The 23,968-nt window shown below is 62.2% G+C and carries 20 protein-coding genes and 1 pseudogene; 10 read left to right on the forward strand and 11 right to left on the reverse strand.

Going from position 1 to position 23,968, the window contains the following annotated elements; genetic code table 11:
• Positions 1-187: 187 nt before the first annotated feature.
• Positions 188-2,614 carry a DEAD/DEAH box helicase gene (locus tag AArc1_RS01380; RefSeq protein WP_117362581.1) on the reverse strand — a complete coding sequence of 809 codons (2,427 nt, stop codon included), beginning with the start codon at positions 2,612-2,614 and terminating at the stop codon, positions 188-190.
• Positions 2,615-2,756: 142 nt separating this feature from the next.
• Between AArc1_RS01380 and AArc1_RS01385 the strand changes: the two genes are divergently transcribed.
• The gene (locus tag AArc1_RS01385; protein WP_117362582.1) at positions 2,757-3,350 is read left to right on the forward strand and encodes a flavin reductase family protein; all 594 of its coding nucleotides are present in this window, start codon (positions 2,757-2,759) and stop codon (positions 3,348-3,350) included.
• A gap of 15 nt (positions 3,351-3,365) precedes the next feature.
• Here AArc1_RS01385 and AArc1_RS19445 read toward each other — a convergent pair whose 3' ends face one another.
• The gene (locus AArc1_RS19445; protein WP_267130083.1) at positions 3,366-3,491 is read right to left on the reverse strand and encodes a hypothetical protein; all 126 of its coding nucleotides are present in this window, start codon (positions 3,489-3,491) and stop codon (positions 3,366-3,368) included.
• 166 nt (positions 3,492-3,657) lie between these two features.
• On the opposite strand from AArc1_RS19445, the gene AArc1_RS01390 reads away from it, so the two are divergent.
• Complete coding sequence (locus AArc1_RS01390) at positions 3,658-4,155, forward strand: TspO/MBR family protein (RefSeq protein ID WP_117362583.1); 498 nt, start codon at positions 3,658-3,660, stop codon at positions 4,153-4,155.
• A 104-nt stretch (positions 4,156-4,259) separates the two neighbouring features.
• Here AArc1_RS01390 and AArc1_RS01395 read toward each other — a convergent pair whose 3' ends face one another.
• A complete protein-coding gene (locus AArc1_RS01395) occupies positions 4,260-4,844 on the reverse strand; it encodes a diacylglycerol/polyprenol kinase family protein (RefSeq protein ID WP_117362584.1) in 585 nt (194 codons plus the stop codon).
• 156 nt (positions 4,845-5,000) lie between these two features.
• Between AArc1_RS01395 and AArc1_RS01400 the strand changes: the two genes are divergently transcribed.
• Both AArc1_RS01400 and AArc1_RS01405 read left to right on the forward strand, forming a co-directional pair.
• Entirely contained in the window at positions 5,001-6,182 is a 1,182-nt protein-coding gene (locus AArc1_RS01400; RefSeq protein WP_117362585.1) for an inorganic phosphate transporter, read from the forward strand.
• 89 nt (positions 6,183-6,271) lie between these two features.
• On the forward strand, positions 6,272-6,700 hold the full coding sequence (locus AArc1_RS01405; protein WP_117362586.1) for a universal stress protein: 429 nt from the start codon (positions 6,272-6,274) through the stop codon (positions 6,698-6,700).
• A gap of 24 nt (positions 6,701-6,724) precedes the next feature.
• Here the strand turns inward: AArc1_RS01405 and AArc1_RS01410 are convergent, their stop codons facing one another.
• Positions 6,725-7,594 carry a hypothetical protein gene (locus AArc1_RS01410; protein WP_117362587.1) on the reverse strand — a complete coding sequence of 290 codons (870 nt, stop codon included), beginning with the start codon at positions 7,592-7,594 and terminating at the stop codon, positions 6,725-6,727.
• 243 nt (positions 7,595-7,837) lie between these two features.
• On the opposite strand from AArc1_RS01410, the pseudogene AArc1_RS01415 reads away from it, so the two are divergent.
• A pseudogene (locus AArc1_RS01415) lies at positions 7,838-8,253 on the forward strand (universal stress protein); the annotation flags it as partial.
• A 107-nt stretch (positions 8,254-8,360) separates the two neighbouring features.
• Here AArc1_RS01415 and glyS read toward each other — a convergent pair.
• Together glyS and AArc1_RS01425 are read right to left on the reverse strand one after the other, a co-directional pair.
• The gene (gene glyS, locus AArc1_RS01420; protein WP_117362588.1) at positions 8,361-10,142 is read right to left on the reverse strand and encodes a glycine--tRNA ligase; all 1,782 of its coding nucleotides are present in this window, start codon (positions 10,140-10,142) and stop codon (positions 8,361-8,363) included.
• Entirely contained in the window at positions 10,135-10,986 is an 852-nt protein-coding gene (locus AArc1_RS01425; protein WP_117362589.1) for a CBS domain-containing protein, read from the reverse strand. Before AArc1_RS01425 ends, glyS begins: the two co-directional genes overlap by 8 nt.
• A gap of 129 nt (positions 10,987-11,115) precedes the next feature.
• Here AArc1_RS01425 and AArc1_RS18865 point away from each other — a divergent pair, with 129 nt between their 5' ends.
• From AArc1_RS18865 to AArc1_RS01435, 3 genes are all read left to right on the forward strand, one after another.
• Entirely contained in the window at positions 11,116-11,283 is a 168-nt protein-coding gene (locus tag AArc1_RS18865) for a DUF7556 family protein (RefSeq protein WP_186336632.1), read from the forward strand.
• Positions 11,284-11,430: 147 nt separating this feature from the next.
• The gene (locus AArc1_RS01430; protein WP_117362590.1) at positions 11,431-11,937 is read left to right on the forward strand and encodes a hypothetical protein; all 507 of its coding nucleotides are present in this window, start codon (positions 11,431-11,433) and stop codon (positions 11,935-11,937) included.
• Between the two features lie 81 nt (positions 11,938-12,018).
• Positions 12,019-12,525 carry a hypothetical protein gene (locus AArc1_RS01435; RefSeq protein ID WP_117362591.1) on the forward strand — a complete coding sequence of 169 codons (507 nt, stop codon included), beginning with the start codon at positions 12,019-12,021 and terminating at the stop codon, positions 12,523-12,525.
• A 450-nt stretch (positions 12,526-12,975) separates the two neighbouring features.
• On the opposite strand, the gene AArc1_RS01440 is transcribed toward AArc1_RS01435, so the two are convergent.
• The 5 genes from AArc1_RS01440 to AArc1_RS01460 form a co-directional block, all read right to left on the reverse strand.
• On the reverse strand, positions 12,976-14,316 hold the full coding sequence (locus AArc1_RS01440) for an ABC transporter ATP-binding protein (RefSeq protein ID WP_154670842.1): 1,341 nt from the start codon (positions 14,314-14,316) through the stop codon (positions 12,976-12,978).
• A complete protein-coding gene (locus AArc1_RS01445; RefSeq protein ID WP_117362593.1) occupies positions 14,309-15,463 on the reverse strand; it encodes an ABC transporter ATP-binding protein in 1,155 nt (384 codons plus the stop codon). Before AArc1_RS01445 ends, AArc1_RS01440 begins: the two co-directional genes overlap by 8 nt.
• A gap of 2 nt (positions 15,464-15,465) precedes the next feature.
• Positions 15,466-16,461, reverse strand: a complete 996-nt coding sequence (locus tag AArc1_RS01450) for an ABC transporter permease (protein ID WP_117362594.1) — start codon at positions 16,459-16,461, stop codon at positions 15,466-15,468.
• A gap of 2 nt (positions 16,462-16,463) precedes the next feature.
• The gene (locus AArc1_RS01455) at positions 16,464-17,465 is read right to left on the reverse strand and encodes an ABC transporter permease (protein ID WP_117362595.1); all 1,002 of its coding nucleotides are present in this window, start codon (positions 17,463-17,465) and stop codon (positions 16,464-16,466) included.
• Positions 17,466-17,553: 88 nt separating this feature from the next.
• A complete protein-coding gene (locus AArc1_RS01460; RefSeq protein WP_117362596.1) occupies positions 17,554-19,227 on the reverse strand; it encodes an ABC transporter substrate-binding protein in 1,674 nt (557 codons plus the stop codon).
• Between the two features lie 254 nt (positions 19,228-19,481).
• Between AArc1_RS01460 and AArc1_RS01465 the strand changes: the two genes are divergently transcribed.
• Together AArc1_RS01465 and AArc1_RS01470 are read left to right on the forward strand one after the other, a co-directional pair.
• Positions 19,482-19,901 (forward strand): PPC domain-containing DNA-binding protein, encoded by a 420-nt coding sequence (locus AArc1_RS01465; RefSeq protein WP_117362597.1) that lies wholly within the window; start codon positions 19,482-19,484, stop codon positions 19,899-19,901.
• A gap of 1 nt (position 19,902) precedes the next feature.
• Entirely contained in the window at positions 19,903-23,544 is a 3,642-nt protein-coding gene (locus AArc1_RS01470) for a DNA polymerase II large subunit (RefSeq protein ID WP_117362598.1), read from the forward strand.
• Positions 23,545-23,968 lie beyond the last annotated feature (424 nt).

The following is a 23,968-nucleotide window of genomic DNA, read 5'->3' on the forward strand; positions in this document are numbered from 1 at the left end:
ATACCGGCCGTAGTCGCTCGAGGCCGGAGTGGTCAGCTATCTCCTGTATAGTCCCCAGCGTGGTTACAAGTATTTTCTGTTCGTTTCGATGACCGTCCCTTTCGTCGAACCGAGCACCGTGAGTGGTCGACCCATCGACAGCAGTCGGTCGGCGAACCGCCGCCTGCTAGCCACGGCGGGGTCCCGATCAGGACGGGCCGGTGTAGTCGGTCCCGATCACTTCGCGGATTCGCTCGGCCGTCACCCGTCCGACGCCGTCGGCTTCTTGGAGTTCGTCCTCGGTCGCGATCATCACCGCTTCGACGGTCCCGAACTCGCTGAGTAGCGATCGCGCCGTCACGGGGCCGATCTCGGCGATCGAGGAGACGACGTACTCTTGCTGTTCGCTGAGCGTTTTGGCCTGTTTTTCGCCGTGGACGGAGACCTCGCGGCTCGAGATCTCCTGTTCACGACCGGCGATCACGGCGAGCAACTCCGTCGTGTCGGCCTCGCTCTCGGTTCGGAGGACGCTCGCGCCGAAGTCGACGGCCAGACTCGAGAGCGCCCCACGAATCGCGTTCGGGTGGATATCGCGCTGTTCGTACAGCCCCTCTCCTTCGACGACCACGATCGGGCGGGAGTAATGACGCGCCATCGCGCCGATCTGCTCGAAGACGGATCGATCGCCGCCGACCAGCGAGTCGACGAAGTCGGCCACTGACTTGCGTTCGACCACGACGCGATCGGACAGGACGTAATCGCCCACCTCGAGTGTCTCGAGACGAACCTCGATTTCGTCGCGTCTCGAGAGGTCACGGGCGATGTTCGCGTCCATCTCGCGCTGGTCGGCGACGACCTCGACGGTGTCGCCGTCCGCGTGTGGCTCGTGTGTTTCGACGGCGTCTGGATCGGCGTCGTCGGTGTCTTCAGCCGCGAACTCCTGGAGTCCTGGCTGTGACTGAACCCCCCCGCTTCCACTGGACGGGTCGCCGCTGTCGGTGGGTTTTCCATCCGAACCGTTCACTTTCGCTGCGGTCTCGCCGCCGAAGTCGGAGAGTGCTTGCTGGTCGCCCTCGAGTTCGTTCTCGAGGTCGTCTGCTATGCCCTTTAGTTCGCGCAGTTCGGACTCCATCTCCTTCTCGCGTCGGCGTGAGATCCAGAAGTAGGCCTCGTCGCGGGTGTCCTCGGCCATGAGAACGACGACGCGACCCTCCGACTGACGACCGGTTCGACCCTTTCGCTGGATGGACCGAATCGCGGTCGGGACGGGTTCATAAAAGAGCACGAGGTCGACCTCGGGGACGTCCAGCCCCTCTTCGGCGACGGACGTCGAGACCAGTACCTCGAACTCGCCGGCGCGGAAGTCGTCTAACACTTCCTGTTGCTGGGTCTGGGTCATCCCATCCGACCCCTCGCGGTCACCCTGCCCGACGAACCGTTTGGCGTCGAAACTCTCACAGAGGAAGTCGGTCAGGGCCTCGGCCGTGTCCCGGGACTCGGTGAAGACGATCACGCGCTCGCCCCCCTCGAGGCCGAGTGTCTCCGCGAGCAGCATCCGGGTCTTGCGGTATTTCGGATGTAACTGATCGAACTCCTCGGCGCGGCGCATCGCTTCCCGGATCCGCGGATCGGACACGAGCCGTTGGCTCGCCTTCGACGCGCCCGACGAACGGGCCTGATTGCGCTGGCGATCGAAGTATCGTCGCAGGGCCTCGACGCTCTGGGTTTCGACCAGCGTCACGGCCTGCCGGAGTTTCATCACCTCCGCGTGGATCGACATCCCCTCGTAGCCCTCCGACTGGTCGTTGTTCATCAGTTTCTGCAGTTCCGCTCGCATCCGGTTGAGGTCCTTCTGGGACTGGTCCGGCTGGGTCGAGGCGGCGACGCCCAGCTCTTTGAGGTGCTCGAGGCGCTCGCGGATGACCTCGTTTACCGCGTCACGGATCTCGAGTACGTCGTCGGGGAGGTCGATCCGTTCCCACTCGACGTCGGTGTCGTGGGTGAACTCGGCGACGTCGGCGTCCGCTTCGGTCATCACCTCGACCTCGTGGATGCCGAGGTTCTCACAGACCTCGAGGATGGCTTCTTCGTCGCCCCCCGGCGAGGCGCTCATCCCGGTGACGAGCGGATCGCGGGCGTCGGCGTGGTAGCGCTCGGCGATGTAGTTGTAGGCGTAGTCGCCGGTCGCGCGGTGGCACTCGTCGAAGGTGAGGTGGGTAACGTCCGCAAGCGAGATTCGGCTCCCGACGAGGTCGTTTTCGATCACCTGCGGGGTTGCCATCACGACCGTCGCCTCGTCCCACAGCGCCGCGCGGTCGTCGGGGCTGACGTCGCCGGTGAAGACGACGATCTCGTCGTCGGGAATCCGTAGTGCCTCGCGGTAGAAATCGGCGTGTTGCTGGACGAGGGGTTTCGTCGGTGCGAGCATGAGCGACGTTCCGCCGACCTCGTCGAGCCGCCGTGCCGTCACGAGCAGGCTCACCGTCGTCTTGCCGAGTCCCGTCGGCAGACAGACCAGTGTGTGGTCGTTCGCGGCCGTGCCGGCGAGTTTCAACTGATAGAGGCGACGCTCCAAGAAATTCGCCTCGAGCAGTGGGTGCTCGATCGACGGTGGCTCCTCGTCCGTCGTAGCCATTGGCGGCCCTTTGCCGTCCCCCCGAATAAGGGTTCCCGTACCGCGGTGAAAGTGAAACGGGTGTCCTCCCGTACACCGACAGTCGGTCGCATCCACCCCATTGCGAACGATTATCGTGGTCGGTCCGAAACGCAACAGTCGAATGCCAGCATACGACATCGACTCCCTCGAGCCTCGAGCCCGCGCCCGAATCATCAAATCGGCCGTTTCGCCGCGCCCGATCGCCTGGATCAGCACGACGAGTCCCGACGGCGTCGACAACCTCGCCCCTTTCAGCAGCTACAACTACGTCTCCTCGGACGAGCCCGTCGTCCTCTTCAACACGCCCTACGCCGAGGGCGACGACCAGAAGGACACGCCGCGAAACGCCCTCGAGACCGAGGAGTTCGCGGTCAACGTCGTCACCGAACCCCTTGCCGAAGCGATGGACACGACCGCGGCGTCGCTCGATTCCGACGAGAGCGAGTTCGACTTCGCCGAGGTCGACCGAGCCCCATGCGAGCGGATCGACCCGCCGCGAGTTGCCGATGCCGTCGTCACCATGGAGTGTACGCTATACGACTCGATGCAGATTCGTGACCGGTTGACGATCTTCGGCGACGTCGAGTACGTCCACGTCGACGACGCGGTGCTCACCGACGGCCAGATCGACGCCGCCAAGTTCGATACCGTAGGCCGACTCGGTGGCCCCTACTACACGGTCTCGGAGCTACTCGAGTTCGAACGCCAGTTCTGACACTCGCGTGTCGGCTTACGTCGTCGCCTCGAGGATAACGTCGACGAGCGCGAAGTAGACGAGCACGCCGACGGCTACGACGGAGATGACGAGCACAAACGAGAGGAAGAATGTGAGTGTCTTTCGGACCGTTACGACCATACGTAGTGAACGTCGCCACACGCACAAATACCTTCTCTGAACGAAAGGTTTTCGAGACATTCTTGAACAAATGTACGCAACCGGACCCGGAACGTCCGAACCGTCGACCCCCGATATCCACCGCCGACGCCGCGACGATCAAGTTCCTCGAGGTCCTCCATTGGATATGGCCTTCGAAACCAGCGCCAGCCGACTCCCGGACCGTACCGACCTCCTCCAGGCGGTCGGCTTCGTCGTGTTGGTCAACGTCGTCGGGAGCGTTCCCGGCGTGCTCTCGAGTCCCGACACCCCCTGGTTTCGGGCGCTCGAGAAGCCGTGGTTCTATCCCCCCGAGATCGCCTTCCCGGTGGTCTGGACGGCGCTGTTTACACTACTGGGTGTTGCCCTCTGGCTCGTCTGGCGGGCGGACGGTCCGGGCCGACGGCTCGCGCTGGGGCTGTTCGTCGTCCAGATGGTATTCAACGTGGCGTGGACGCCCACCTTCTTTAGCGCCCAGGAACTGTTCGCCGGGCTGGTGGTCATCGGGACACTGTGGGTAGTCCTCGTCGCGACGATCGTCGCTTTTCGACGTGTCGATCGTCGGGCAGCGGCGTTGCTCGTCCCCTATCTCCTCTGGGTGACGTTCGCGGCCGTGCTCAACTTCGAGCTGTGGCGGCTGAACTAACGACTCGAGTCGTGGCAGCAGAACTACCGCCTCGAGCTATGGCGGCTGAACTACCGACTCGAGTCGTGGCAGCAGAACTACCGACTCGAGCTATGGCGGCTCGATCAGAGCGGGACGAACTCGAGGACGAGCCACGCCGCTACCGCAGCGTAGATGGGGATCGTCAGGTTGTCGTCGAGGACGAACTCGCCGTAGGTGACCTTGATCCCGTCGGCGACCGTCCCTCCCAGAGCTGCGGCGACGGCGGCCGCAGGCGGAAGGAACGGGAGCGCAAGCACCAGCATGACGCCAGCGGTCGCCGCGAGCACCGGCGGTCGTTTGACCCGACGTAACGTGTCGTCTGAGAGCGCTCCGCTGATCGGGTCCCCGAGTGCGAGCATCAACATCGCCGGTAGCGCGATCGCTGGCTGGAACAGGAGCACGACGATCGTCATACTGACCATATAGTAGCCGTAGCCGGCGAACTGGTCGGCTTCGTACTCGCGGGTGAGCTTCTCGTAGATCCACCACTCGAGGCCGACCCGAAGCCGGAGGAACTCCAGACCGATCACACCGACGGCGAGGACGACCATCAGGAGCCGAAACTGCGCCCAGGTCAGTCCGAGCTCGAAGGCGTCGGCGAGCAGCCAGAGCGCGACCAGTCCGGCTCCACTGGCGTGAACCAGCCGGCGTTTGAGTTCGTCGGCCATCACCTCTCTCCTCGGAGGTCGTGACCTTCAGTCCGTCGGTTACGTAGCTGTTCAGGCAGGCTCGAGACACAGAGCAGGGGGAGACTGATCACGTGCGATGATCGTCCCTCTCGATTCCAATACGTATTTTCCGATGTAAGTCGAATCCAGCTACAGATGGTCGAAACAGTTCTGGCAGTCGGTATTATCGCCTCTATTTTCGTCGGGTTCAACATCGGTGGTTCGTCTACGGGGATTACGTGGGGCCCGTCCGTCGGTGCGGGAATTGTGAAGAAGACGACGGCAGCAGCGGTGATGACTGTCTTCGTCTTTCTGGGCGGGATGACGGTCGGACAGAACGTCATGGCGACGCTCAGCGACGATATCATCACGATTCCACTGACGCTCGAGGCGGGCGTCGCCGTTCTCTTTTTCATCGGACTGGGGATTCTCGTCGCGAACATCTTCGGCGTCCCCGTACCGACGTCGATGACGACCGTCGGCGCCATCGCCGGACTGGGGCTGGCTTCGGGAACGCTCAATTACGCGACGATCGCGGAGATCATCTCCTGGTGGATCGTCACGCCGATCATCGGCTTCTGGATCGGCGGGATCATCGGTCGCTACATCTATCCCGAGGTCAACCGGCGCGTCACGATCGAGAAGTCCGACGGCCCGTTGCTCGTCTTCGATCGCGACGGGGGGTTCCCGACGCCTGCGCTCGGTCCGAACACGACCTGGTCTGAACTCGGGACGACGTTCATCGTCATCGTAATCGGCTGTTACATGGCGTTCAGCGCGGGTGCGAGTAACATCCCGAACGCCGCGGCACCGCTGGTCGGCGAGGCCGGCCTCGAGGTGACGACTGCGGTCATCATCGCTACGCTCGCGATCGGTTTCGGTGGGTTCACCATCGCCCGTCGGACGATGGACTCGGTGGGCGGTGAGTTGAGTGACATCCCGCTGCTCGCGGCACTGTTCGTGATGGTGACCGCCTCGACGATCACGACTGCCCTCTCCTACATTGGCATCCCGATCAGTCTCGTGATGGCGACGGTGATGACGATCGTCGGTATCGGCTGGGGTCGGGCAACTCGACCGATCACGTTCCGCGAGGCGGTCACGCGGGACAGCGAGGTGGAAGATCGCGACATCGAACTGGGGGTGATCGTCGCCGAGGAGGAAGAAGGTGAGGATGCTCGCCCGATCGGCGAACCCGAACCCAGCCAGGTTCTCCAGGGTGCCGACCTGTTCAACCCGCGAGCGGTGATCAAGTACGTCTCGATGTGGGTCATCGGTCCGTCGATGTCGACGATCCTGGCGTATGGCTTTTTCATCGCGGTTCCGGGCGTCGTCTGACCGCTTCTCACAACGGCCCCATCGTGTGGGTGCGTCTGGATCGGCTGGGCACGCGGTGATTTAGGTTCTTGATCTCCTACTGTGATCGTATGCTCTCTCAAATCCTCGTCCCGATGGACGACTCCGAGCACTCTAGCCACGCCCTCGAGTACGCTCTCGAGAACTTTCCAGCGGCCGAGATCACCGTCTTACACGTCGTCGGCGTCCCGTCGATGATGATGGGTGAGGCGGTCGCTCTCACCCTCGAAGACGACATTAACGACGCCGCTGCCGATCTCGCAGAACCGGTTTTCGAACGCGCGTGGGAGACCGCGGACGACTACGATCGGGAACTCGAGACGATCGTCGGCGTCGGTCACCCGGCCCGGAACGTGATCGATCGGGCCGACGACTACGACACGATCGTCGTCGGGGCCCACGGCGAAGACTGGAGCCGGGCGACTCGTCGGTTTCTCGTCGGGAACGTCGCGGAGACGATCTCGAAACGAGCGCCGGTTCCGGTGATTATCGTCCGCTGAGCGCAATTCGGTGGGCCAGGGCGGTTACTCGCCGTCCGTCTTCGTTTCGTCGTCCGTCTCGGCTTTCCCTGCGGTCTGTTCGATCAACTCCTCGACCTGGTCCTCGCGAGGTCGACGATTGATCCGCTCGTCCACGGCCTCGACCTGTTCCTGGACCGTCTCGAGTTGCTCGCCGACGGTTTCCTCGACTGTCTCGCCGACAGTTTCTTCGACCGATTTTTCGACTGTCTCTCCCACCGTCTCCTCGACCGATTTTTCGACTGTCTCTCCCACCGTCTCCTCGACCGATTTTTCGACTGTCTGGCCGACAGTTTCTTCGACCGATTTTTCGACGGTTTCCTGAACGGTTTCTTCGACGGACTGCTCGACAGTCTCCTGAACGGTCTCTTCGACCGATTTTTCGACGGTTTCACCGACGGACTGCTCGACCGTCTCCTGTACGGACTGCTCGACCGTCTCACCAACCGTCGCTTCGACTTGTTCGCCGACCGTCTCCTGGACGGATTGTTCGACCGTCTCACCAACCGTCGCTTCGACTTGGTCACCGACGGTCTTCTGGACGGTCGCCTCGACGGACTGTTCGACCGTTTCGCCGACCTGTGCCTGGACCGTCTTCTCCATCTCCTGTTCGACCGTCTTTCCGACGGTCTCTTCGACGGACCGTTCGACCGTCTGCATCTGCTCGCCGACCGATTCCTCGACTGCCTTGGTCATCCAGTCGGGATCGAACCGGGCCATCTTCCAGACGACGTGGAGGGCGTACGACGCGAAGACGCCGAGGGCGAACGCGAGTCCGATCCCGAACTCGAGCGTCGCGATCATGACGACCGCGATGACGATCAGCGCACCGTAGGCGAGGTCGACCGCCGCGTCGACGCGGACCGGGTTCAGCATCGACCTCCCCCGTCGGTTCGGCCAGGACGTCCATTCACTGTCCGGCAGGCAGCGATTCGACTCCGATGAGCGACGACGGGACGACGTCGCGACGTTCGTCTCGACGACGAATTCCGCTCGACTGTCATAGTCACGTCCTTGAGTTCGCCGCGCGAGCGGTTGAATCCTTTGTTGACCGATGCTGCCGGTGTGAACGGGTTCTGTCACCACCGCGTTTATCTACGGCGTCCTCGGAGCCATCCTATAGTTTCCCGCATTCTCGTCCCGATGGACGGCTCGGAGATGAGCGAACTCGCCCTCGAGCACGCCCTCGAGATCCACCCTGATGCCGAGCTTACCGTCTTACACGTCGTCGGCGAGCCCTCAGCGATGTTAGGGAAGGCAACGGAACTCGCACTCGCGGACGATCTCGAGAAGGCGATGGACGAACACGCCAGCGCAGTGTTCGATCGGGCACAGGAGATCGCGGTGGCGGAAGTCGGGGAGCCGACCTCGAGACCGAGGTCGTACTGGGCCATCCCGTTCGGGCGATCGTCAACCGCGCCGACGACTACGACGCGGTCGTCATCGGCAGCCACGGCGGAACCATCGCCGAACGCCTGTTCGTCGGCAACGTCGCCGAGAAGGTGTTCCGTCGGTCGCCGGTTCCCGTCACGGTCGCCGGTTCCCGTCACGGTCGTCCGGTGACCACCACACAGCGTCGACGCTCGCGAAGAGTCGAAGCGAAGCGAGCGTCGAGTCGACCTCGTCGCTGACGAGGCTCGAGTTAGACGTCGTCGAACGCCAGCTCGCCGGAACGAAGCGCGGCCAGCGTCTCCGGCAGGTCGGAGACCGGGAGCCGTTTCTGCTCGGTCGTGTCCCGCTCGCGAACCGTGACGGTCGTCTCGTCGTCGGCCTCTACCGTCTCGTAGTCGACGGTCACACAGAACGGGGTGCCGACTTCGTCCTGGCGACGGTAGCGTCGGCCGATGTTCCCCGAGTCGTCGTACGTCACCGAGAGGCCGGCCGCACGGAGGTCGTCGACGATGTCGGTAGCCTGGGCGACGAGTTCGTCGTCGCTTTGCAGCGGGAAGACACCGACGAAGGTGGGAGCGACTTCGGGCTCGAGGGCGAGGTAGGTCCGCGCTTCGCCGTCGACCTCGTCCTCGCGATAAGCGTGATGCAAGACGGTGTAGACGAGTCGGTCGACGCCGAAGGAGGGTTCGATCACGTGCGGTGTGACGTGTTCGCCGGCGATCGTCTCTTCGTCGACCGAGAAGCCAGTCTTCTCGACGGGGAGCTCGTGGCTCTCGCCGTCTAGCTCGATCTCGACGGTGTCATCCTCGAACGCAGCACGGTCCCGGGCCGCAAGGGCCTCGAGCTCCTCGACCACGTCTTGCGCTGCGCCGCCGAACTCCGGACCCAGGTAGCTCATGTCGGGGTCGACGGTGGCGCGTTCGACGGTCTTCGGCTCGTCGTACTGTTTGAAGACGGTGAAGCGGTCGCCGGAGTGGTCGGCGTGTTTCGAGAGGTCGTAGTCGCCGCGGTTGGCGAAGCCGGCGATCTCGATCCAGTTGCCGTCGATCTCGCTTTCGGCGTCCCAGCAGTCGGCGGCGTAGTGGGCACGCTCGCCGGCGAGGTGCTGGCGGAACCGGAACCGGTCCATGTCGACGCCGACGGATGCATACCACGGCTTGGCGACGCCGAGGAAGTACGCGACCCACGGGTCGGCGATGACATCGTCGGCAACGGCCTCGCCGATCGTGGTCTCGACCACGCTGCCGTCGTCTGCGTTCTGCTCGCTTGCGGGATACAGGGTCACCGCGACGTCCTCGACGCGCTCGAGCGGTGGCTCGTCGACTTCGGGGTCGATGAAGTACTCGAGTTCAGCCTGGGTGAACTCGCGGGTCCGGATAATGGAGCGCCGGGGGCTGATCTCGTTGCGGTAGGCCCGGCCGATCTGGGTGACGCCGAACGGAAGCTGGTTGCGGGCGTACTCTTTGAGCCGGGGGAACTCGACGAAGATGCCCTGGGCGGTTTCGGGTCGGAGGTAGCCGGGCTGGGCGTCGCCGGGGCCGATGTTGGTCGCGAACATGAGGTTGAAGTTCTCGACGGCGACGTCCGCGAGGCCGCCTCCGCACTCGGGACAGGCGAGTTCGTACTCGGCGATGACGTCTTCGACTTCAGGGATGGGAAGGCTCTCTGCGTCCTCGTACTCGGTGTTGTCCTCGACCAGGTGGTCCGCTCGGCCGCTTGTCTCACACTCTGGGCACTCGATCAGCATGTCGTCGAAGCCCTCGAGATGGCCCGAGGCCTCGAAGACGGGTTCGTGCATGATCGTTGGGGCATCGATCTCCATGTTGCCCTCGGCCACGGCGAAGCGGTCGCGCCAGGCGTCTTCGACGTTGCCTTTCAGCGACGCGCCCTGGGGACCGAACGTGTAGAAGCCGCCAACCCCACCGTACGATCCCGACGAGCGAAAGAAGTAGCCGCGACGTTTCGCCAGCTCGACGAGTTTCGGACTCGTCGATTCGCTGTCGTCGACGGCTTGCTGTTGGCCATCACTCATACAGTGCCTCCAGCAGGTCGACGTCACGGACGATGCCGACGAGCTGTTCGCCCGTGACCATCGGGATCTGTTCGATGTCGTTGCTGATCAGCTGCTGGGCAGCGTCCTGGACCGAAGTGCTGGCCGAGACGGTCACGACGTCATCGCTCATGAACTCGGTGATGGGTCCGTTCGGGATCTCGATGTCTCGCGTCGGCAGGTACCGGCTGCCAACGGCTTTGATGCCTTCCCAGGACCACTCGGAGTCCTGATCCGGGAAGTTGTCGCCCGTCGACTCCTCGCCCTCGACGATGCGGGCGACTTCGATGATGTCGACCTCCGTCAGGACGCCGCTCATCTCGCCGTCGTCGTCGAGAACGACGGTGTAGGGAACGTTCGCGTAGTACAGCTCCCGCTCGGCGACGGCGAGCGGTGCGCCCTCGTACGTCGTGTTCAGATCTTCGCTCGCGTAGCTGCCGACCGTATCGTCGGTCTCCTGGTCGCCCGTCGCGATCGCGTGGACGATATCGGTCACCGTCACGATCCCTTCGAACTCGCCGTCGACGACCGGCACGCGGCGGGCTCCATCCTCGACCATCGTCCGGGCGACCTCGGGCAGCGGAGTTTCCGCGGTCGTCGTCGGCACGTCCTCCATCAGCATCACGAGCTGGTCTTCGTCGGGCTGTTCGATCAGCGCGTCCCGCGAGACCAGCCCGCGGTACTCAGCGCCGTCGTCGGTCGGGTTGACGACCGGCACGGACGAAAACGACTTCTCCTGAAGGTACTCGAGCACGTCAGACCGCGTCCCCGGCAGGTCGACGGTCACCACGTCCGCACTGGACGTCATCGCGTCAGCTACGTTCATATCCCCTCGGTAGGGCGAAAATGCGTATAAACCCAGTGCTTCGACCCAGTCCCTGGTTCTGTGAACGATCCGGCGAGTCTGACAGTTCGATTCGACGAATTTATATGTGGGTGGGAGTCAGTCTCATACATGGCGACGAACCCCCACGCCATGACGGACGCCGACACGATCGTCGGTTCGATCGACTCGAGCAACTCGAGCCACGGCAACGAGTACGTCATCGCGGATATTTCGGCCGACGAGGCCTGGCTGTCGATGGAAGCGGACGCTGCACCGACACTTCGGGCCTGGCGGTAGGGGTGATACAGTAGCCACTGAACGTCAGTGCACACACGATTTCACGATAGCTGTGTGATCGATGTGGAAACCGTCACAGTCGTTACTGTCACTGACTGTCGACGCCGATCACGATCGTTTTCTGTTCGGAGAGCGAGTGAGTAGTCGATGGTCGGACCCGGCCGACACACGAACGAACAGCGAGAGACGGCGACTGGAGAGCCGTCCAACAGCCGCCGGCTCTCGGTAGCGACGCTGCTCTCGTCGCTCGTTCCGACATCGCTCGCCCGTCGCGCGATCGCCGTCTCCGTCGAGACGGACCGCGAGGTGTACGACCGTGGCGAGCCGGTCGAGATCACGGTCGAGTTCAAAAACCGACTGCCCGTCGCCGTCGACGTCCCGACGCCTCGCCGGCGCCGATGGGGCTGGAGCGTCGATGGAGAACTCGAGGCCACCGACGAACGCCGATACGTCCGCTCGAAGCCGTCGACGTTTACCTTCCGAGGCGGCGAGCGAAAGCGCGTCTCGGTCACCTGGTCCGGCCGATTCGAACGCACCGACGATCGACACGAGTTCGTCCTGCCGGAAGCTGGGACCCACGAGATTCGTGCGTTCGTCGCGACCGATCCGAACGGTTCCCAGCCGTCCGACGTGACGACGATTCGGATCGAATAATCGCCCGCGCTCGCTGCTGGCCACTCACGCAGAGTGAGCGGCTCGATAAGCGTTTTCGTGCTGTGTCGCGTGGTATCGCGTATGTCGATCGAGCGCGTGTTCGCGCAGTTGCCCGACCCTGGTTCCCACGCTGTTCCGGAGTGCTCCATTCCTCGTGGCGATCCAGTGTTGCCGATCGCACTCACGCGAGCGGAGCTATCGACGGTGCTCGAGTTGTACGGGTCGTTCCGGGCGGTCGATCCGACCGGGCTGGACGAAAACCCGTTTTTTGCGGCGATGCGGTCGTCTATGGAGCAGACGTTTGGGATCCCACGCTATCGGCCGGACGAACAGTTACACGACGACATCGAGGCGATGTTAACCGACTTCTCGAACGATTTGGGGAGTCGAGCGCTCGGCGTCGTCGACGCCACGCCAGCTCACCACCGGACGCTGTATCTTTTTCTTATCACCTGTCGCGGCTACTACGTCACACCCCAGGTCCGATTCGAGCCCGACGCCGACGCGGTCGAGACGCTGTACGATATCTACGACCGCGTCGCCCAGCAGGACGTCTACCTCAAGCATCCGTCGTCCGTCCTCGAGTAGAAAGAACTCGCCCTCGCTCGCACGTAATTCGTCGCCGTCATCCGGTGGGGAACCCACCCGGCGAAACCCGCCCGGATGGTGACTCGTTGTCGCCTGCCGTCGTACCGAACTCCGGGGAGTGTCCGACCGCTCGCGGGATCTTTTTGCCACGGTTCGTGAACGCCGCCATCAGTTAAGCTTATTCACTTACATGTGAGTAACTATCCGATACGTCTTCGTAAACACTTTTCCGATGACTATTTTTGTTGGGTAATATATCCCTGAGCTAGCAAAACGCATTCGCGATCGCTGTGAGCGCCGCTGGCGTGCGCTCGAGCGAACACTCACGCACCTGGTTGGACCTCGATCGAAGCCGTGACCGTCGACTGCAGTCTTCGTTCGGCAAGGTGGGTGAAGCCAGCATTCGGCCGGTGGGTCTATCGGACGAAAACGGCAGCGATGAGAGTAGAGTTACCGGTACAGGTGACAGGCCGCGTAGTGTCGCTCGGTGCCGTAGACCGGTTCGATCTCGTATTCTGGTCGCTCGTGAGCGCAGATGCTCTGTTCGGCAAACGACTCGAGCAGGAGGTCGGTCGCTTCGTCCCAGCGACTCTCCTCGTCGTCCGCATCGTCGCCGTTGCGGTCCGTCGCGAGGTGATCGATCGCTTCCTCGACGATCTTGCCCGCCTCGCCGTGGGGCAGATCGCCGCCGAAGAACTCCTCACGGATTTCGGCAGCAGTCATCGCCTCGAACGTTCGTCGCTTGACGGCTCGCATGAACGCCCGCGTATGGCTCCACTCTTCACCACCCAGTTCGTACGCGTCAGGGGCGATAAGGTCGGGACATCGCGTCCGGAACCGACAGCCAGATGGCGGATCGACGGGACTCGGTACCTCCCCCTCGAGCACCCCACGAGCGCCCCGATCGCGTGGATCAGGGACCGGAATCGACTCGAGTAACGCTTTCGTGTAGGGATGTTGTGGGTTCTCGAATAGCTCTTCTTTGTCGGCGAGTTCGACGACGTTCCCGAGGTACATGACCGCCACGCGGTCGGAAATGTGGCGGATGACAGAGAGGTCGTGGGCGATAAAGAGGTAGGTGAGACCGAACTCCTCTTGGAGGTCTTCCATCACGTTCAACACCTGCGCCTGCACGGAGACGTCGAGCGCACTCACTGGCTCGTCACAGACGACGAAGTCCGGCTCGACCGACAGTGCCCGCGCGAGGTTGACCCGCTGGCGCTGTCCACCCGAAAACGCGTGCGGATGGCGGTTGTAGTGGTGTGGGTCGAGTCCGACCTTCTCGAGAAGCATCTTCGCTCGCGCTTCTCGTCCCTCGCGGTCGAGCATGTCGTGCGCTCGCATCGGCTCTTCGACGATCTGGCCGATAGTCATCCGCGGGTCGAGCGAGGACTGGGGGTCCTGGAAGATCATCTGAATCTCCGAACGCTTCTTTCGCAGACTCTCTCCGGACAGCGTCGCCAGGTCCTCTCCTTTGAAGTAGATGCTCCCATCAGTCGGCTCGAGCAACCGCAGGATCGTTCGCCCGAGCGTACTCTTTCCACAGCCTGACTCGCCGACTAGCCCCAGCGTCTCGCCGCGGCGGATCTCGAAGTTCACGCCATCGACGGCCTTCACGTAGTCCTGACCGAGGCTGACCGGTGGGAACTCGTCAGTGTCGATCGAGACACCGGCAAAGAGCCCGGAGTCCTGCGTGAAATACTTTTTCAGCCCGTCAACCTCGAGGAGCGTTTCGGCTCGAACGGACTCGGTACTCGTCGTTTCAGCGCCGAGTTGTTCGCCTTCACTCATGGGTATCACCTCCATCTTCCCGGATCTCAGGGACATCCCCGCTGCCTGCATCGTCCGGAGACGGTGTTCCCGCTTGTGGCGCTGTCTCGAGCGGGACGCTCTCGTCGTAGCCGACGTCGAAGGTGTCGTGGATGACACAGGCCGCCCGGTGGGGGTAGTCGCCGGCCTGGCCGACGGTCCTGGCGTCCGGGTGGACGCGCTGGCAGACCTCCCGTGCGTCTGGACAGCGCGGGTGGAATCGACAGCCTGCTGGTGGAGAGATCGCCTCTGGCATCATCCCCTCGATCGGCTCGAGTTCTTCAGCCGTCTGGTCGGGACGGGGCATCGAGTTCAACAGTGCTTGCGTGTAGGGGTGTTTGGTGTCGTAGAACAGCTCGTCAACCGGCGCTTGCTCGACGATCTCTCCGAGGTACATGACGTTTACGCGATCACAGATCTCGGCGACGACGCCCATATCGTGGGTGACCCAGATGAAACTCGTTCCGTACTTCTCTTGGAGGTCACGCACCAGCTCGATGATCTGTCCTTCGACGGTGACGTCGAGGGCGGTCGTCGGCTCGTCGGCGATGATGAGACTCGGCTCGCAGGCCAGCGCCATCGCGATGAGCACGCGCTGGCGCATCCCGCCGGAGAACTCGTGGGGGTACTCATCGTAGCGTTGTTCGGGATCTGGGATGCCGACTTCCCGGAGCATGTCGATCGCTTCCTCGCGGGCTTCGTCTTTCGAGAGGTCACGGTTGAGTTCGATGAACTCGCGCAACTGGCCGCCGACCGTAAAGACGGGGTTGAGCGATTCCATGGGGTCCTGGAAGATGACGGCGATTTCGTTGCCCCGGATCTGTCGGCGAATCTCTTCTTCAGAGAGTACGTCGTCTCGCTCGCGGAGTTCGCCGTCGGGACCCTCTTCGACAGCGAAGATGGTTTCGCCCTTGTAGGTGATTTCGCCGGCGACGATCTCGCCGGGGTCCTCGACGAGTCGTAACAGACTCATCGAGGCGACGCTCTTGCCGGCGCCGCTCTCGCCGACGAGGCCGACGATCTCTCCTTTTTCGACCGTAAAGGAGATGCCGTCGACGGCGCGAACGGTACCCGCTTCAGTGAAAAACTGTGTCTTCAAGTTCTCGACGCGGAGGAGTGGTTCGGACATCGTTATTCGTTGAGTCGTGGATCGAGGGCGTCTTGCAGGCCGTCACCGAAGAGGTTGAAGCCCATGATGGTGATCAAGATGGCGATTCCGGGCCAGATCGAGAGCCAGACGTTCGCATGCATGTAGCCGTGAGAGACGTTGAGCATCTGGCCCCAGTCCGGCGTTGGTGGCTGGGCGCCGTACCCAAGGAACGAAAGCCCCGCGACGATGAGAATCGTCACGCCGATCTGCAAGGTAGCGTAGACGAGTACAGGGGCGAAACTGTTCGGGATCACGTGTCTGAGGATGATCTCCCTGTTTTTCACACCGGACGCTCTCGCGGCTTCGATGTAGTCCATCTCGCGGATCGAGAGGACTTCACTCCGGATGATCCGTGCGAACACCGGGATGAACGTGATCCCGACGCCGACGACTGCGTACATGATATCCGGGTTTCCGCCGGTTATGAACACCGTAAAGATGATGATGAGGATCAGCGGCGGAATCGCATAGACCGTCTCGACGATGCGCATGAGGACGTCGTCGACCTTACCGCCGTAGAAGCCGGCGACGGCACCCACGAGGGTTCCGCCGACGAAACCGATGAGCGTCGAGACGATGCCGACACTCACCGAGACCTGCGCTCCGTAGACGATTCGGGTGAAGTAATCCCGACCGTCAGGGTCCGTTCCGAGCGGATGTGCCATCGAGCCGTCGGCGTGGAACGCTGGTGGCAGGTGTCCCTCACCCTCACCCGGGCCTGGAATTCGCTCGGGGTGTTCGAAGATCGGCAGCGCCTCGGCGAACGTGAAATCCGACATCGCGCCGAGCGTGAGCCGGGAGAGGTTGCTGTCGATCATCGTGTACGCGGAGATCGCGAGCACGATCGCCACGATGTACAGTCCCCACCGGGCGGTGGTGTCTTCTTTGACTTTCCTGACCGTGTGACGCCAGCCGCGTTTGACCTCGATATCGTCGCCCGATCCACCGTCGTCCATCTGAGATTCGCCAATTGCCATGATTACTCACCCTCTCCGTACGTGACGCGGGGGTCGATGTACGCGTACGCGATATCGGTGATGATCACACCGATGACGAACATCGTCGCGATCACGATCGTAATCCCCATGATGAGCTGATAGTCGAGTTGTTGGATCGCTTCGATGAACAGCCGCCCCATCCCGTTGATGTTGAAGACCGTCTCGATGAGGACAGCACCACCGAGGGCGGTCGACAGGTTGAGGCCCACGATCGTAATGATTGGAAGTTGTGCGACCTGGAAGGCGTGTTTGCGGAGGATCGTCCGCTCGGGAACCCCGTACGCGCGAGCCAGTTTGACGTACTCTCCCTGCAGTGACTCGATCATCTGCGTTCGCTCGACGCGCATCAACGTCGCCATCTGTAAGGTCCCAAGGGCGACCATCGGTAACAGGAGGTGCCTGATCGTTTGATAGATCAGTTCCGGCCACGTCTCTATCCAGTCGTAACCGTCCGGTCCACGCCACGGATAGACCAGCCCGGTCGACGGGAGCCACCCGAGCTGGACGGCGAAAACGAGGATCAGCATGATGCCAATCCAGAACGACGGGGTGCTGACGCCGATGAGCGCGACGATCCGCGAGATGTGGTCGGTCGGCTCGTTCCGCCGTGTCGCCGCGAGGATTCCGAGTGGAATCGCCGTCACGAGCGCGAACGCGTACGCTGAGAGCACGAGCAAGAGCGTCGGGCCGACACGATTGAGCATCAACTCGGTGACCGGCCGATTCCGATGGATACTGTGGCCGAAGTCCCCCTGTACCAACCCGGCCATGTATGTCACGTACCGTTCGTGAAGGGGCCGATCGAGCCCATACCGCTGTTCGATCGTCTCGATCAACTCCTCGTCGACCTCCTGTCCCGCGAGCATCAATCGAACGGGATCGCCAGGGGCCAAATTTGCGAGGAGAAACGTAATGATCGTGATTCCGATCAGTACTGGAATCGACTGCAGAAATCGGTACAACGTGTATCGGAGGAGTCCCATATGTATATCTTATCTCTTTTTTCGCAAACGAACACCTATCTGTTTTCATCCGGTCGATCGGTTCGCGATCGACCAGTAGGCTGTTCAGTTATTCGTCGTCGACCCAGACGTTCGCCCCGTCGTGAACGAGGTTCGGGTTGTACTGCATCTGTGGGTGGACGTGAACGTCTTTGATGTGTTCTCCCGTCGCCATCGAGTTGTGTTCCGTAAACACCGGCAGGGCGGGGAGTTCCTCGAGAATCTCTTCGATCACGTCGGTGTAGAGCGCCTCGCGTTCGTCGTGATCGGCAGATTCCCGCGCTTCGAGGATGTTATCGTGGAAGTCGTCACTCCCCTCGTAGAAGTGGCCCTGGTTGACCGACTCCTGGCTCTCGTGGAAGTTGGGGTAGAGATACTGGTCGGGGTCTGGACCACCGGTCCACCCGACGATGTAGGCCTCGTAGTCGTCCGGATCACCGTCGCTGTAGATCGTCTGATCGAGCATCGCCCCGAAGTCCATCGTCTGAACCTGCATGTCGTAGCCGATCTCGTCGAGGCGGGTCGCGACGCGTTCGGCCAGCGTCGCCCGCTCGTCGTCCGGTGCTAGGAACGTCGGATTCCAGTCGTCGGGTGCGTGTTCGTCGAGCAGCTCCTGGGCGAGGTCTGGATCGTAATCGGGGTAGAGCTCCTCCCACTCGTCGAGCGGGAAGTCCCACAGCTCGTTCGTGATGCGGGAGGTCGGCGTGACCAGCGGCATCGCGGCGTTGTTCAGGTACGTCTCGACGTAGTCGGTCGCCGAGAAGGCGTGTGCGATCGCACGGCGGACGTTCGGGTCGGCCGTTCCTGCTCCCTCGTTGCAGTTGAAGTAGATGTACGCGACTGACGGACTCTCGGCGATGTGGACGCGGATGTCCTCTTCGTCCTCGAGCGTCTCCCAGTCGTCGTTCGGGACGTCACCGATTGCGTCCGTATCGCCAGCCAGAATCTCGCTGACGCGGCTTGCATCGTCGACGTTGTCCTCGAAACGGATGTGCTGTACGTACGGCTGTGGCTCGTCCCAGTAGTCGTCGAATCGCTCGAGTTCGACGTACTCGCCGTACTCGAAGTCAACGAACTCGAACGGACCGGAGCCGATCGGGTCTTCGTTAAACGCCTCAGGGTCGTCGGTCCGGACGTCTTCCGGAACGATGCTGACGCCCTGGTTGAACATCTCCCACGGACCGTACGGGTGCTCGAGGTCGACTTGCAACTGGTAGTCGTCGATGACCTCGATCTCGTCGATCATGTCGTACGTCGAGATGTTCGGCGTCTCTTCTTCGACGGGAGCGGTGAACGAATGGGCAACGTCCGAGGCGGTGAGTTCGTCGCCGTTGTGGAACTCGATCCCCTCGTGAATCTCGTAGAGATACCGGGTGTCGTCCCGTTCGACCTCCGGGAAGTCGACGGCGACTTTCGGCTGGAGTTCGTACTCGTAGTCGAATTCATAGAGGCTGTCGAAGATGAGGTTCGCCACCTGGACACTGTAGGCGTCGTTCGAGACGACCGTATCGAAGTCCTCGTCACGCTCGAGTTCCTGGGTATATACCAGCGTGCTCTCGCGCGCTGCGTCTTCGTCGTCGGGTTCTTCTCTGTCGTAATCGTACTCCTCTGGGTCGAGAATTTCACCGCTAGCGTCCTCCCCGTTGCCGTTCCCACCGATACACCCTGCAACTGCTACCGCGGAGACCGAGGCTCCCGTGGCGAGTAGCCACCGTCGAGATACCTCGTTGTCATCAAATCGCATGATATCTATGCTCCCGAGGGGCCAACCCTTATTTGTTTTGGTCTTCTTCTCAGGTATCGACAAAAGTCGGAGCTATTTCGGTGAAAATAACAATCCGAACGTAATATGTATTCACCACTGTCAAAATCTGTGCACTGCTTTGTACGTTTTTCAAACGGGTTTCAACGAAAAGGCGGTTTGGTTCGAGGCTGCATACTCGTCATCGACCGGTCGTATCGGTGGCCTTTTTCTTCCGGGAGCGCACACGTGCCTGCATGAACTATCGAGCCGTCGAAACCACGAGCGAGTACGTCGCTCGTCTCGAGACCGGGGCCGAGTGGCGTACCGAGATCGAGACGCTCGCCGACGACGTCGACGCCGACGCCGCCTGGTTCACTGCGCTTGGGGCGGTCCAGGACGCTGAACTGTGGTTTTACGACCAGGACGAGCGTGAGTACTTCCCCATCGAGTTCGACGAACCGCTCGAGGTCGCAAGCTGTGTCGGTAACGTTTCCCTACTCGATGGTAATCGATTCGCACACACGCACGCGGTGCTCTCCGATCCCGACGGTACCACCTACGCCGGCCACCTGAACGAGGCGACCGTCTGGGCGGGCGAAGTGCACATGCGCGTCTTCGAGGAGCCACTCGAGCGCGCCTACGACGAGACGACCGAACTCGACCTCTGGCTCTGAAATGCGCGAGGCAGACGAACGGTACTTCGAGCGGCTCGAATCGCAACTCGAGGAGGCGTTCGACGTCGCCGAGGAAGCGAAAGCACGCGGTGGTGATCCCGAACCCGAAGTCGAGATCCCGGTCGCAAAGGACATGGCCGACCGGGTCGAGAACATTCTGGGCATCGAGGGCGTCGCCGAACGGGTCCGGGAACTCGAAGGCGAGATGTCTCGTGAGGAAGCCGCCCTCGTTCTCGCTGAAGACTTCGCGGAGGGCCGGGTTGGCGACTACGAGACGAAAGCCGGGAAAGTCGAGGGAGCCGTTCGGACGGCGGTCGCGTTACTCACGGAAGGGGTCGTCGCCGCGCCGATCGAAGGGATCGACAAGGTCGAGATTCTCACTAACGACGACGGCTCCGAGTTCGTCAACGTCTACTATGCCGGGCCGATCCGTTCTGCGGGTGGGACCGCCCAGGCGCTATCGGTCCTCGTCGCTGATTATACCCGCGCGCTCGTGGGCATGGCGCAGTACGAGGCTCGAACGGAGGAGATCGAACGCTACGCCGAAGAAGTCGCCCTCTACGACAAGGAAACCGGCTTACAGTACACGCCGAAGGATACGGAAACCAAATTCATCGCCAAACACCTCCCGATCATGCTGGATGGGGAGGCGACCGGCGACGAGGAAGTCTCGGGCTTTCGGGACTTAGAGCGCGTCGACACCAACAGCGCCCGCGGTGGGATGTGTCTCGTCATGGCCGAAGGGATCGCACTCAAGGCTCCGAAGATCCAGCGCTATACCTCACAACTCGATGAGATCGACTGGCCCTGGCTTCAGGACCTGATCGACGGCACCTACGACGACGACGCCGGAGCCGAGGCGGAAGCCGACGGAACTGATGATGCCGACGAGGACGATGAGGGCGATGCCGACGGGGATGATGCCAACGAGGGCGATACGGAGGCGGGCGACGGTAGCGATGACAGTACCGACGGACCACCACGTGTCGAGGCGTCGACGAAGTTCCTCCGAGACCTGATCGCCGGTCGGCCGGTTTTCGGTCACCCGTGTGCTGAAGGCGGATTCCGACTCCGCTACGGCCGTGCACGAAATCACGGGTTCGCGACCGCTGGCGTCCACCCCGCCGCGATGCACCTCGTCGACGACTTTCTCGCTACTGGAACCCAGATCAAGACCGAACGGCCCGGGAAGGCCGCCGGGGTCGTCCCCGTCGACTCCATCGAGGGACCGACCGTCAAACTCGCTAACGGCGACGTCCGACAGGTCGACGACCCCAAAGCGGCCCTCGAGATCCGAAACGGCGTCGAGAAGATCCTCGACCTCGGTGAGTACCTCGTCAACTACGGCGAGTTCGTCGAAAACAACCACTCGCTCGCGCCCGCATCCTATACCCCCGAGTGGTGGATTCAGGATCTCGAGGCCGCCGGTGCGGACGTCCAGGCGCTGCAGGACGATCCTCGGATCGACCTCGAGCATCCCCGCGCCGACCGAGCCCTCGAGTGGGCCACGGCCTACGACGCGCCGCTTCACCCCGCCTACACCTACCTCTGGCACGACCTCTCAGTCGAAGCGTTCTGTGCTCTCGCCGACGCCGTCACCGATGGCCGTGTCGAGACGACGGACGACGGGGACGTCCTCGTTCTCCCCTACGACGAGGCCACCTGCGACGCACTCGAGACGATCGTGATCGAACACCGCCAGCGCGAGTCCGCAGCCCGGATCGAGCTCGACGACTGGAAGCCGTTCGTCCGCTCGCTGGGGTGTGCGATCCGGCAGACGGCGACCGACGGGGCCGCCCTCGAGTCAGCCGACCGGGAGACCACGACGGTCGAACTCGAGCGCACCTGGACCGACGACGACCTCTCCGAGCGTGCCCGCATGTGGGGTGAAAAGACGGGGAACAACGCCGTCGAGGCGGTCAACGAGGTCGCCCCGTTCGAGATCCGCGAGCGTGCGCCGACCCGGATCGGCAACCGAATGGGCCGCCCGGAGAAGTCCGAACGTCGTGACCTGAGCCCGCCGGTTCACACGCTCTTTCCCATCGGCGAGGCCGGCGGCGCACAGCGAAACGTCGCCGACGCGGCCAAACACGCCGAGACGATGCGCGATACGCCGGGTGTCGTCGAACTCCAGATCGGCCGCCAGCGCTGTGAGCACTGCGAGACGGAGACGTTCAAGAACCGTTGTCCCGACTGCGGCGAGCGGACGACGCCCGACTACCGCTGTCCCGACTGCGACCAGCAGGTCGAACCCGACGAGGCCGGTCGCGTCGAGTGTGGCCGCTGTGAGGTCGACGCGACCTGCGTCGAGTTCCGCGAAGTCGACATCAACGACGAGTTCCGAAGCGCCCTCGAGTCGGTCGGCGAACGTGAGAACGCCTTCGAAATTCTGAAAGGTGTTAAGGGGCTGACTTCAACGACCAAGATCCCTGAACCGATCGAGAAGGGCGTCTTACGTGCGAAACACGACGTTTCGGCGTTCAAAGACGGCACCGTCCGCTACGACATGACCGACCTCCCCGTCACGGCGGTCCGAGCGAGCGAACTCGACGTCGACGTCGGCCAGCTTCAGGCGCTGGGCTACGAGACGGACGTCCACGGCGATCCACTTAGACACGAAGACCAGCTCGTCGAACTCAACGTCCAGGACATCGTCCTCTCGGATGGCGCAGCCGAGCACATGATGCAGACGGCCGACTTCATCGACGACCTCCTCGAGCAGTACTACGGCCTCGAGCCGTTCTACGAACTCGAGGATCGCCAGGACCTCGTGGGTGAGCTGGTCTTCGGGATGGCTCCACACACGAGTGCAGCAACTGTCGGAAGGGTGATCGGATTTACGAGTGCGGCGGTCGGATACGCTCATCCGTACTTTCATGCCGCGAAACGAAGAAATTGCGACGGTGACGAAGACTGCGTAATGCTCCTTATGGATGGACTTCTCAATTTCAGTCGGAGTTTTCTCCCCGACAAACGGGGTGGTCGAATGGATGCGCCGCTTGTCATGTCCTCCCGGATCGACCCCTCCGAGATCGACGACGAGGCTCACAACATGGATATCGTCTCGGAGTACCCACGCGAGTTCTACCTCGCGACCTTAGAGCAGGCAGACCCCGGTGAGGTCGACGTGAAAATCGCCGAGGAGACCCTGGGGACCGACCTCGAGTACACCGGCTTTGCTCACACCCACGACACGACCGACATCGCGATGGGGCCGGACCTGTCGGCGTACAAGACGCTGGGGTCGATGATGGACAAGATGGACGCCCAACTAGAACTCTCGCGGAAACTCGAGTCGGTCGACGAGACCGACGTCGCAGAGCGAGTCATCGAGTATCACTTTTTGCCGGACCTGATCGGCAACTTGCGGGCCTTTTCACGACAGGAGACTCGGTGTCTCGACTGCGGCGAAAAGTTCCGGCGGATGCCCCTGACCGGCGACTGCCGGGAGTGTGGTGGTCGGGTCAACCTCACTGTTCACAAGGGCTCGGTGAACAAGTACATGCAGACGGCGATCAACGTCGCCGAGGAGTACAACTGCCGCGACTACACGAAACAGCGGTTAGAGGTGTTAGAGCGAGCGCTCGAGAGCATCTTCGAGAACGACAAAAACAAACAGTCCGGTATCGAGGACTTCATGTGATTTCGGGAGCTGGGGTTTCCCACACCCCCGTCGGCGCTGATTTGCTCGTCTCGGTCGCCTTCCCAGCTCGCTCGTCACCGTGCATCGAACGGCTTGGGGGTCCTGCCCGTCTCTTGTTGTCGTATCCGTTCTTTTCCTGACGTCGTCTGTCCGTTCACAGTAGCGAGGGGCCACGCTACCAGCGTCTCGGATGGGCCCGACAAAATTTGTATAGCATTATATAATTTATAACCCGCCGAAGCCTGAACCTCGCCCATTCTGAAAACAGCACTGTCAGACTCGCTAATCCGTGTTTCCCCTTATTTCTCTTCGACTGGTGGACTCGAGCATGGTCATCGAAGACGAACATCCACAGCTCGGGTTCGGGACCGAAGTGTACACTGAACACGGCACGCAGATCGATCAGATTCGGGGGTCGACAAAA

Source organism: Natrarchaeobaculum sulfurireducens (assembly GCF_003430825.1).
GTDB classification, from domain to species: domain Archaea; phylum Halobacteriota; class Halobacteria; order Halobacteriales; family Natrialbaceae; genus Natrarchaeobaculum; species Natrarchaeobaculum sulfurireducens.

Excerpts from the sequence above, each read along its gene's own strand:
- AArc1_RS01380 (WP_117362581.1), bottom strand. The coding sequence starts at position 2,614 with ATGGCTACGACGGACGAGGAGCCACCGTCGATCGAGCACCCACTGCTC.
- AArc1_RS01385 (WP_117362582.1), top strand. The coding sequence starts at position 2,757 with ATGCCAGCATACGACATCGACTCCCTCGAGCCTCGAGCCCGCGCCCGA.
- AArc1_RS19445 (WP_267130083.1), bottom strand. The coding sequence starts at position 3,491 with ATGGTCGTAACGGTCCGAAAGACACTCACATTCTTCCTCTCGTTTGTG.
- AArc1_RS01390 (WP_117362583.1), top strand. The coding sequence starts at position 3,658 with ATGGCCTTCGAAACCAGCGCCAGCCGACTCCCGGACCGTACCGACCTC.
- AArc1_RS01395 (WP_117362584.1), bottom strand. The coding sequence starts at position 4,844 with ATGGCCGACGAACTCAAACGCCGGCTGGTTCACGCCAGTGGAGCCGGA.
- AArc1_RS01400 (WP_117362585.1), top strand. The coding sequence starts at position 5,001 with ATGGTCGAAACAGTTCTGGCAGTCGGTATTATCGCCTCTATTTTCGTC.
- AArc1_RS01405 (WP_117362586.1), top strand. The coding sequence starts at position 6,272 with ATGCTCTCTCAAATCCTCGTCCCGATGGACGACTCCGAGCACTCTAGC.
- AArc1_RS01410 (WP_117362587.1), bottom strand. The coding sequence starts at position 7,594 with ATGCTGAACCCGGTCCGCGTCGACGCGGCGGTCGACCTCGCCTACGGT.
- glyS (WP_117362588.1), bottom strand. The coding sequence starts at position 10,142 with ATGAGTGATGGCCAACAGCAAGCCGTCGACGACAGCGAATCGACGAGT.
- AArc1_RS01425 (WP_117362589.1), bottom strand. The coding sequence starts at position 10,986 with ATGAACGTAGCTGACGCGATGACGTCCAGTGCGGACGTGGTGACCGTC.
- AArc1_RS18865 (WP_186336632.1), top strand. The coding sequence starts at position 11,116 with ATGGCGACGAACCCCCACGCCATGACGGACGCCGACACGATCGTCGGT.
- AArc1_RS01430 (WP_117362590.1), top strand. The coding sequence starts at position 11,431 with ATGGTCGGACCCGGCCGACACACGAACGAACAGCGAGAGACGGCGACT.
- AArc1_RS01435 (WP_117362591.1), top strand. The coding sequence starts at position 12,019 with ATGTCGATCGAGCGCGTGTTCGCGCAGTTGCCCGACCCTGGTTCCCAC.
- AArc1_RS01440 (WP_154670842.1), bottom strand. The coding sequence starts at position 14,316 with ATGAGTGAAGGCGAACAACTCGGCGCTGAAACGACGAGTACCGAGTCC.
- AArc1_RS01445 (WP_117362593.1), bottom strand. The coding sequence starts at position 15,463 with ATGTCCGAACCACTCCTCCGCGTCGAGAACTTGAAGACACAGTTTTTC.
- AArc1_RS01450 (WP_117362594.1), bottom strand. The coding sequence starts at position 16,461 with ATGGCAATTGGCGAATCTCAGATGGACGACGGTGGATCGGGCGACGAT.
- AArc1_RS01455 (WP_117362595.1), bottom strand. The coding sequence starts at position 17,465 with ATGGGACTCCTCCGATACACGTTGTACCGATTTCTGCAGTCGATTCCA.
- AArc1_RS01460 (WP_117362596.1), bottom strand. The coding sequence starts at position 19,227 with ATGCGATTTGATGACAACGAGGTATCTCGACGGTGGCTACTCGCCACG.
- AArc1_RS01465 (WP_117362597.1), top strand. The coding sequence starts at position 19,482 with ATGAACTATCGAGCCGTCGAAACCACGAGCGAGTACGTCGCTCGTCTC.
- AArc1_RS01470 (WP_117362598.1), top strand. The coding sequence starts at position 19,903 with ATGCGCGAGGCAGACGAACGGTACTTCGAGCGGCTCGAATCGCAACTC.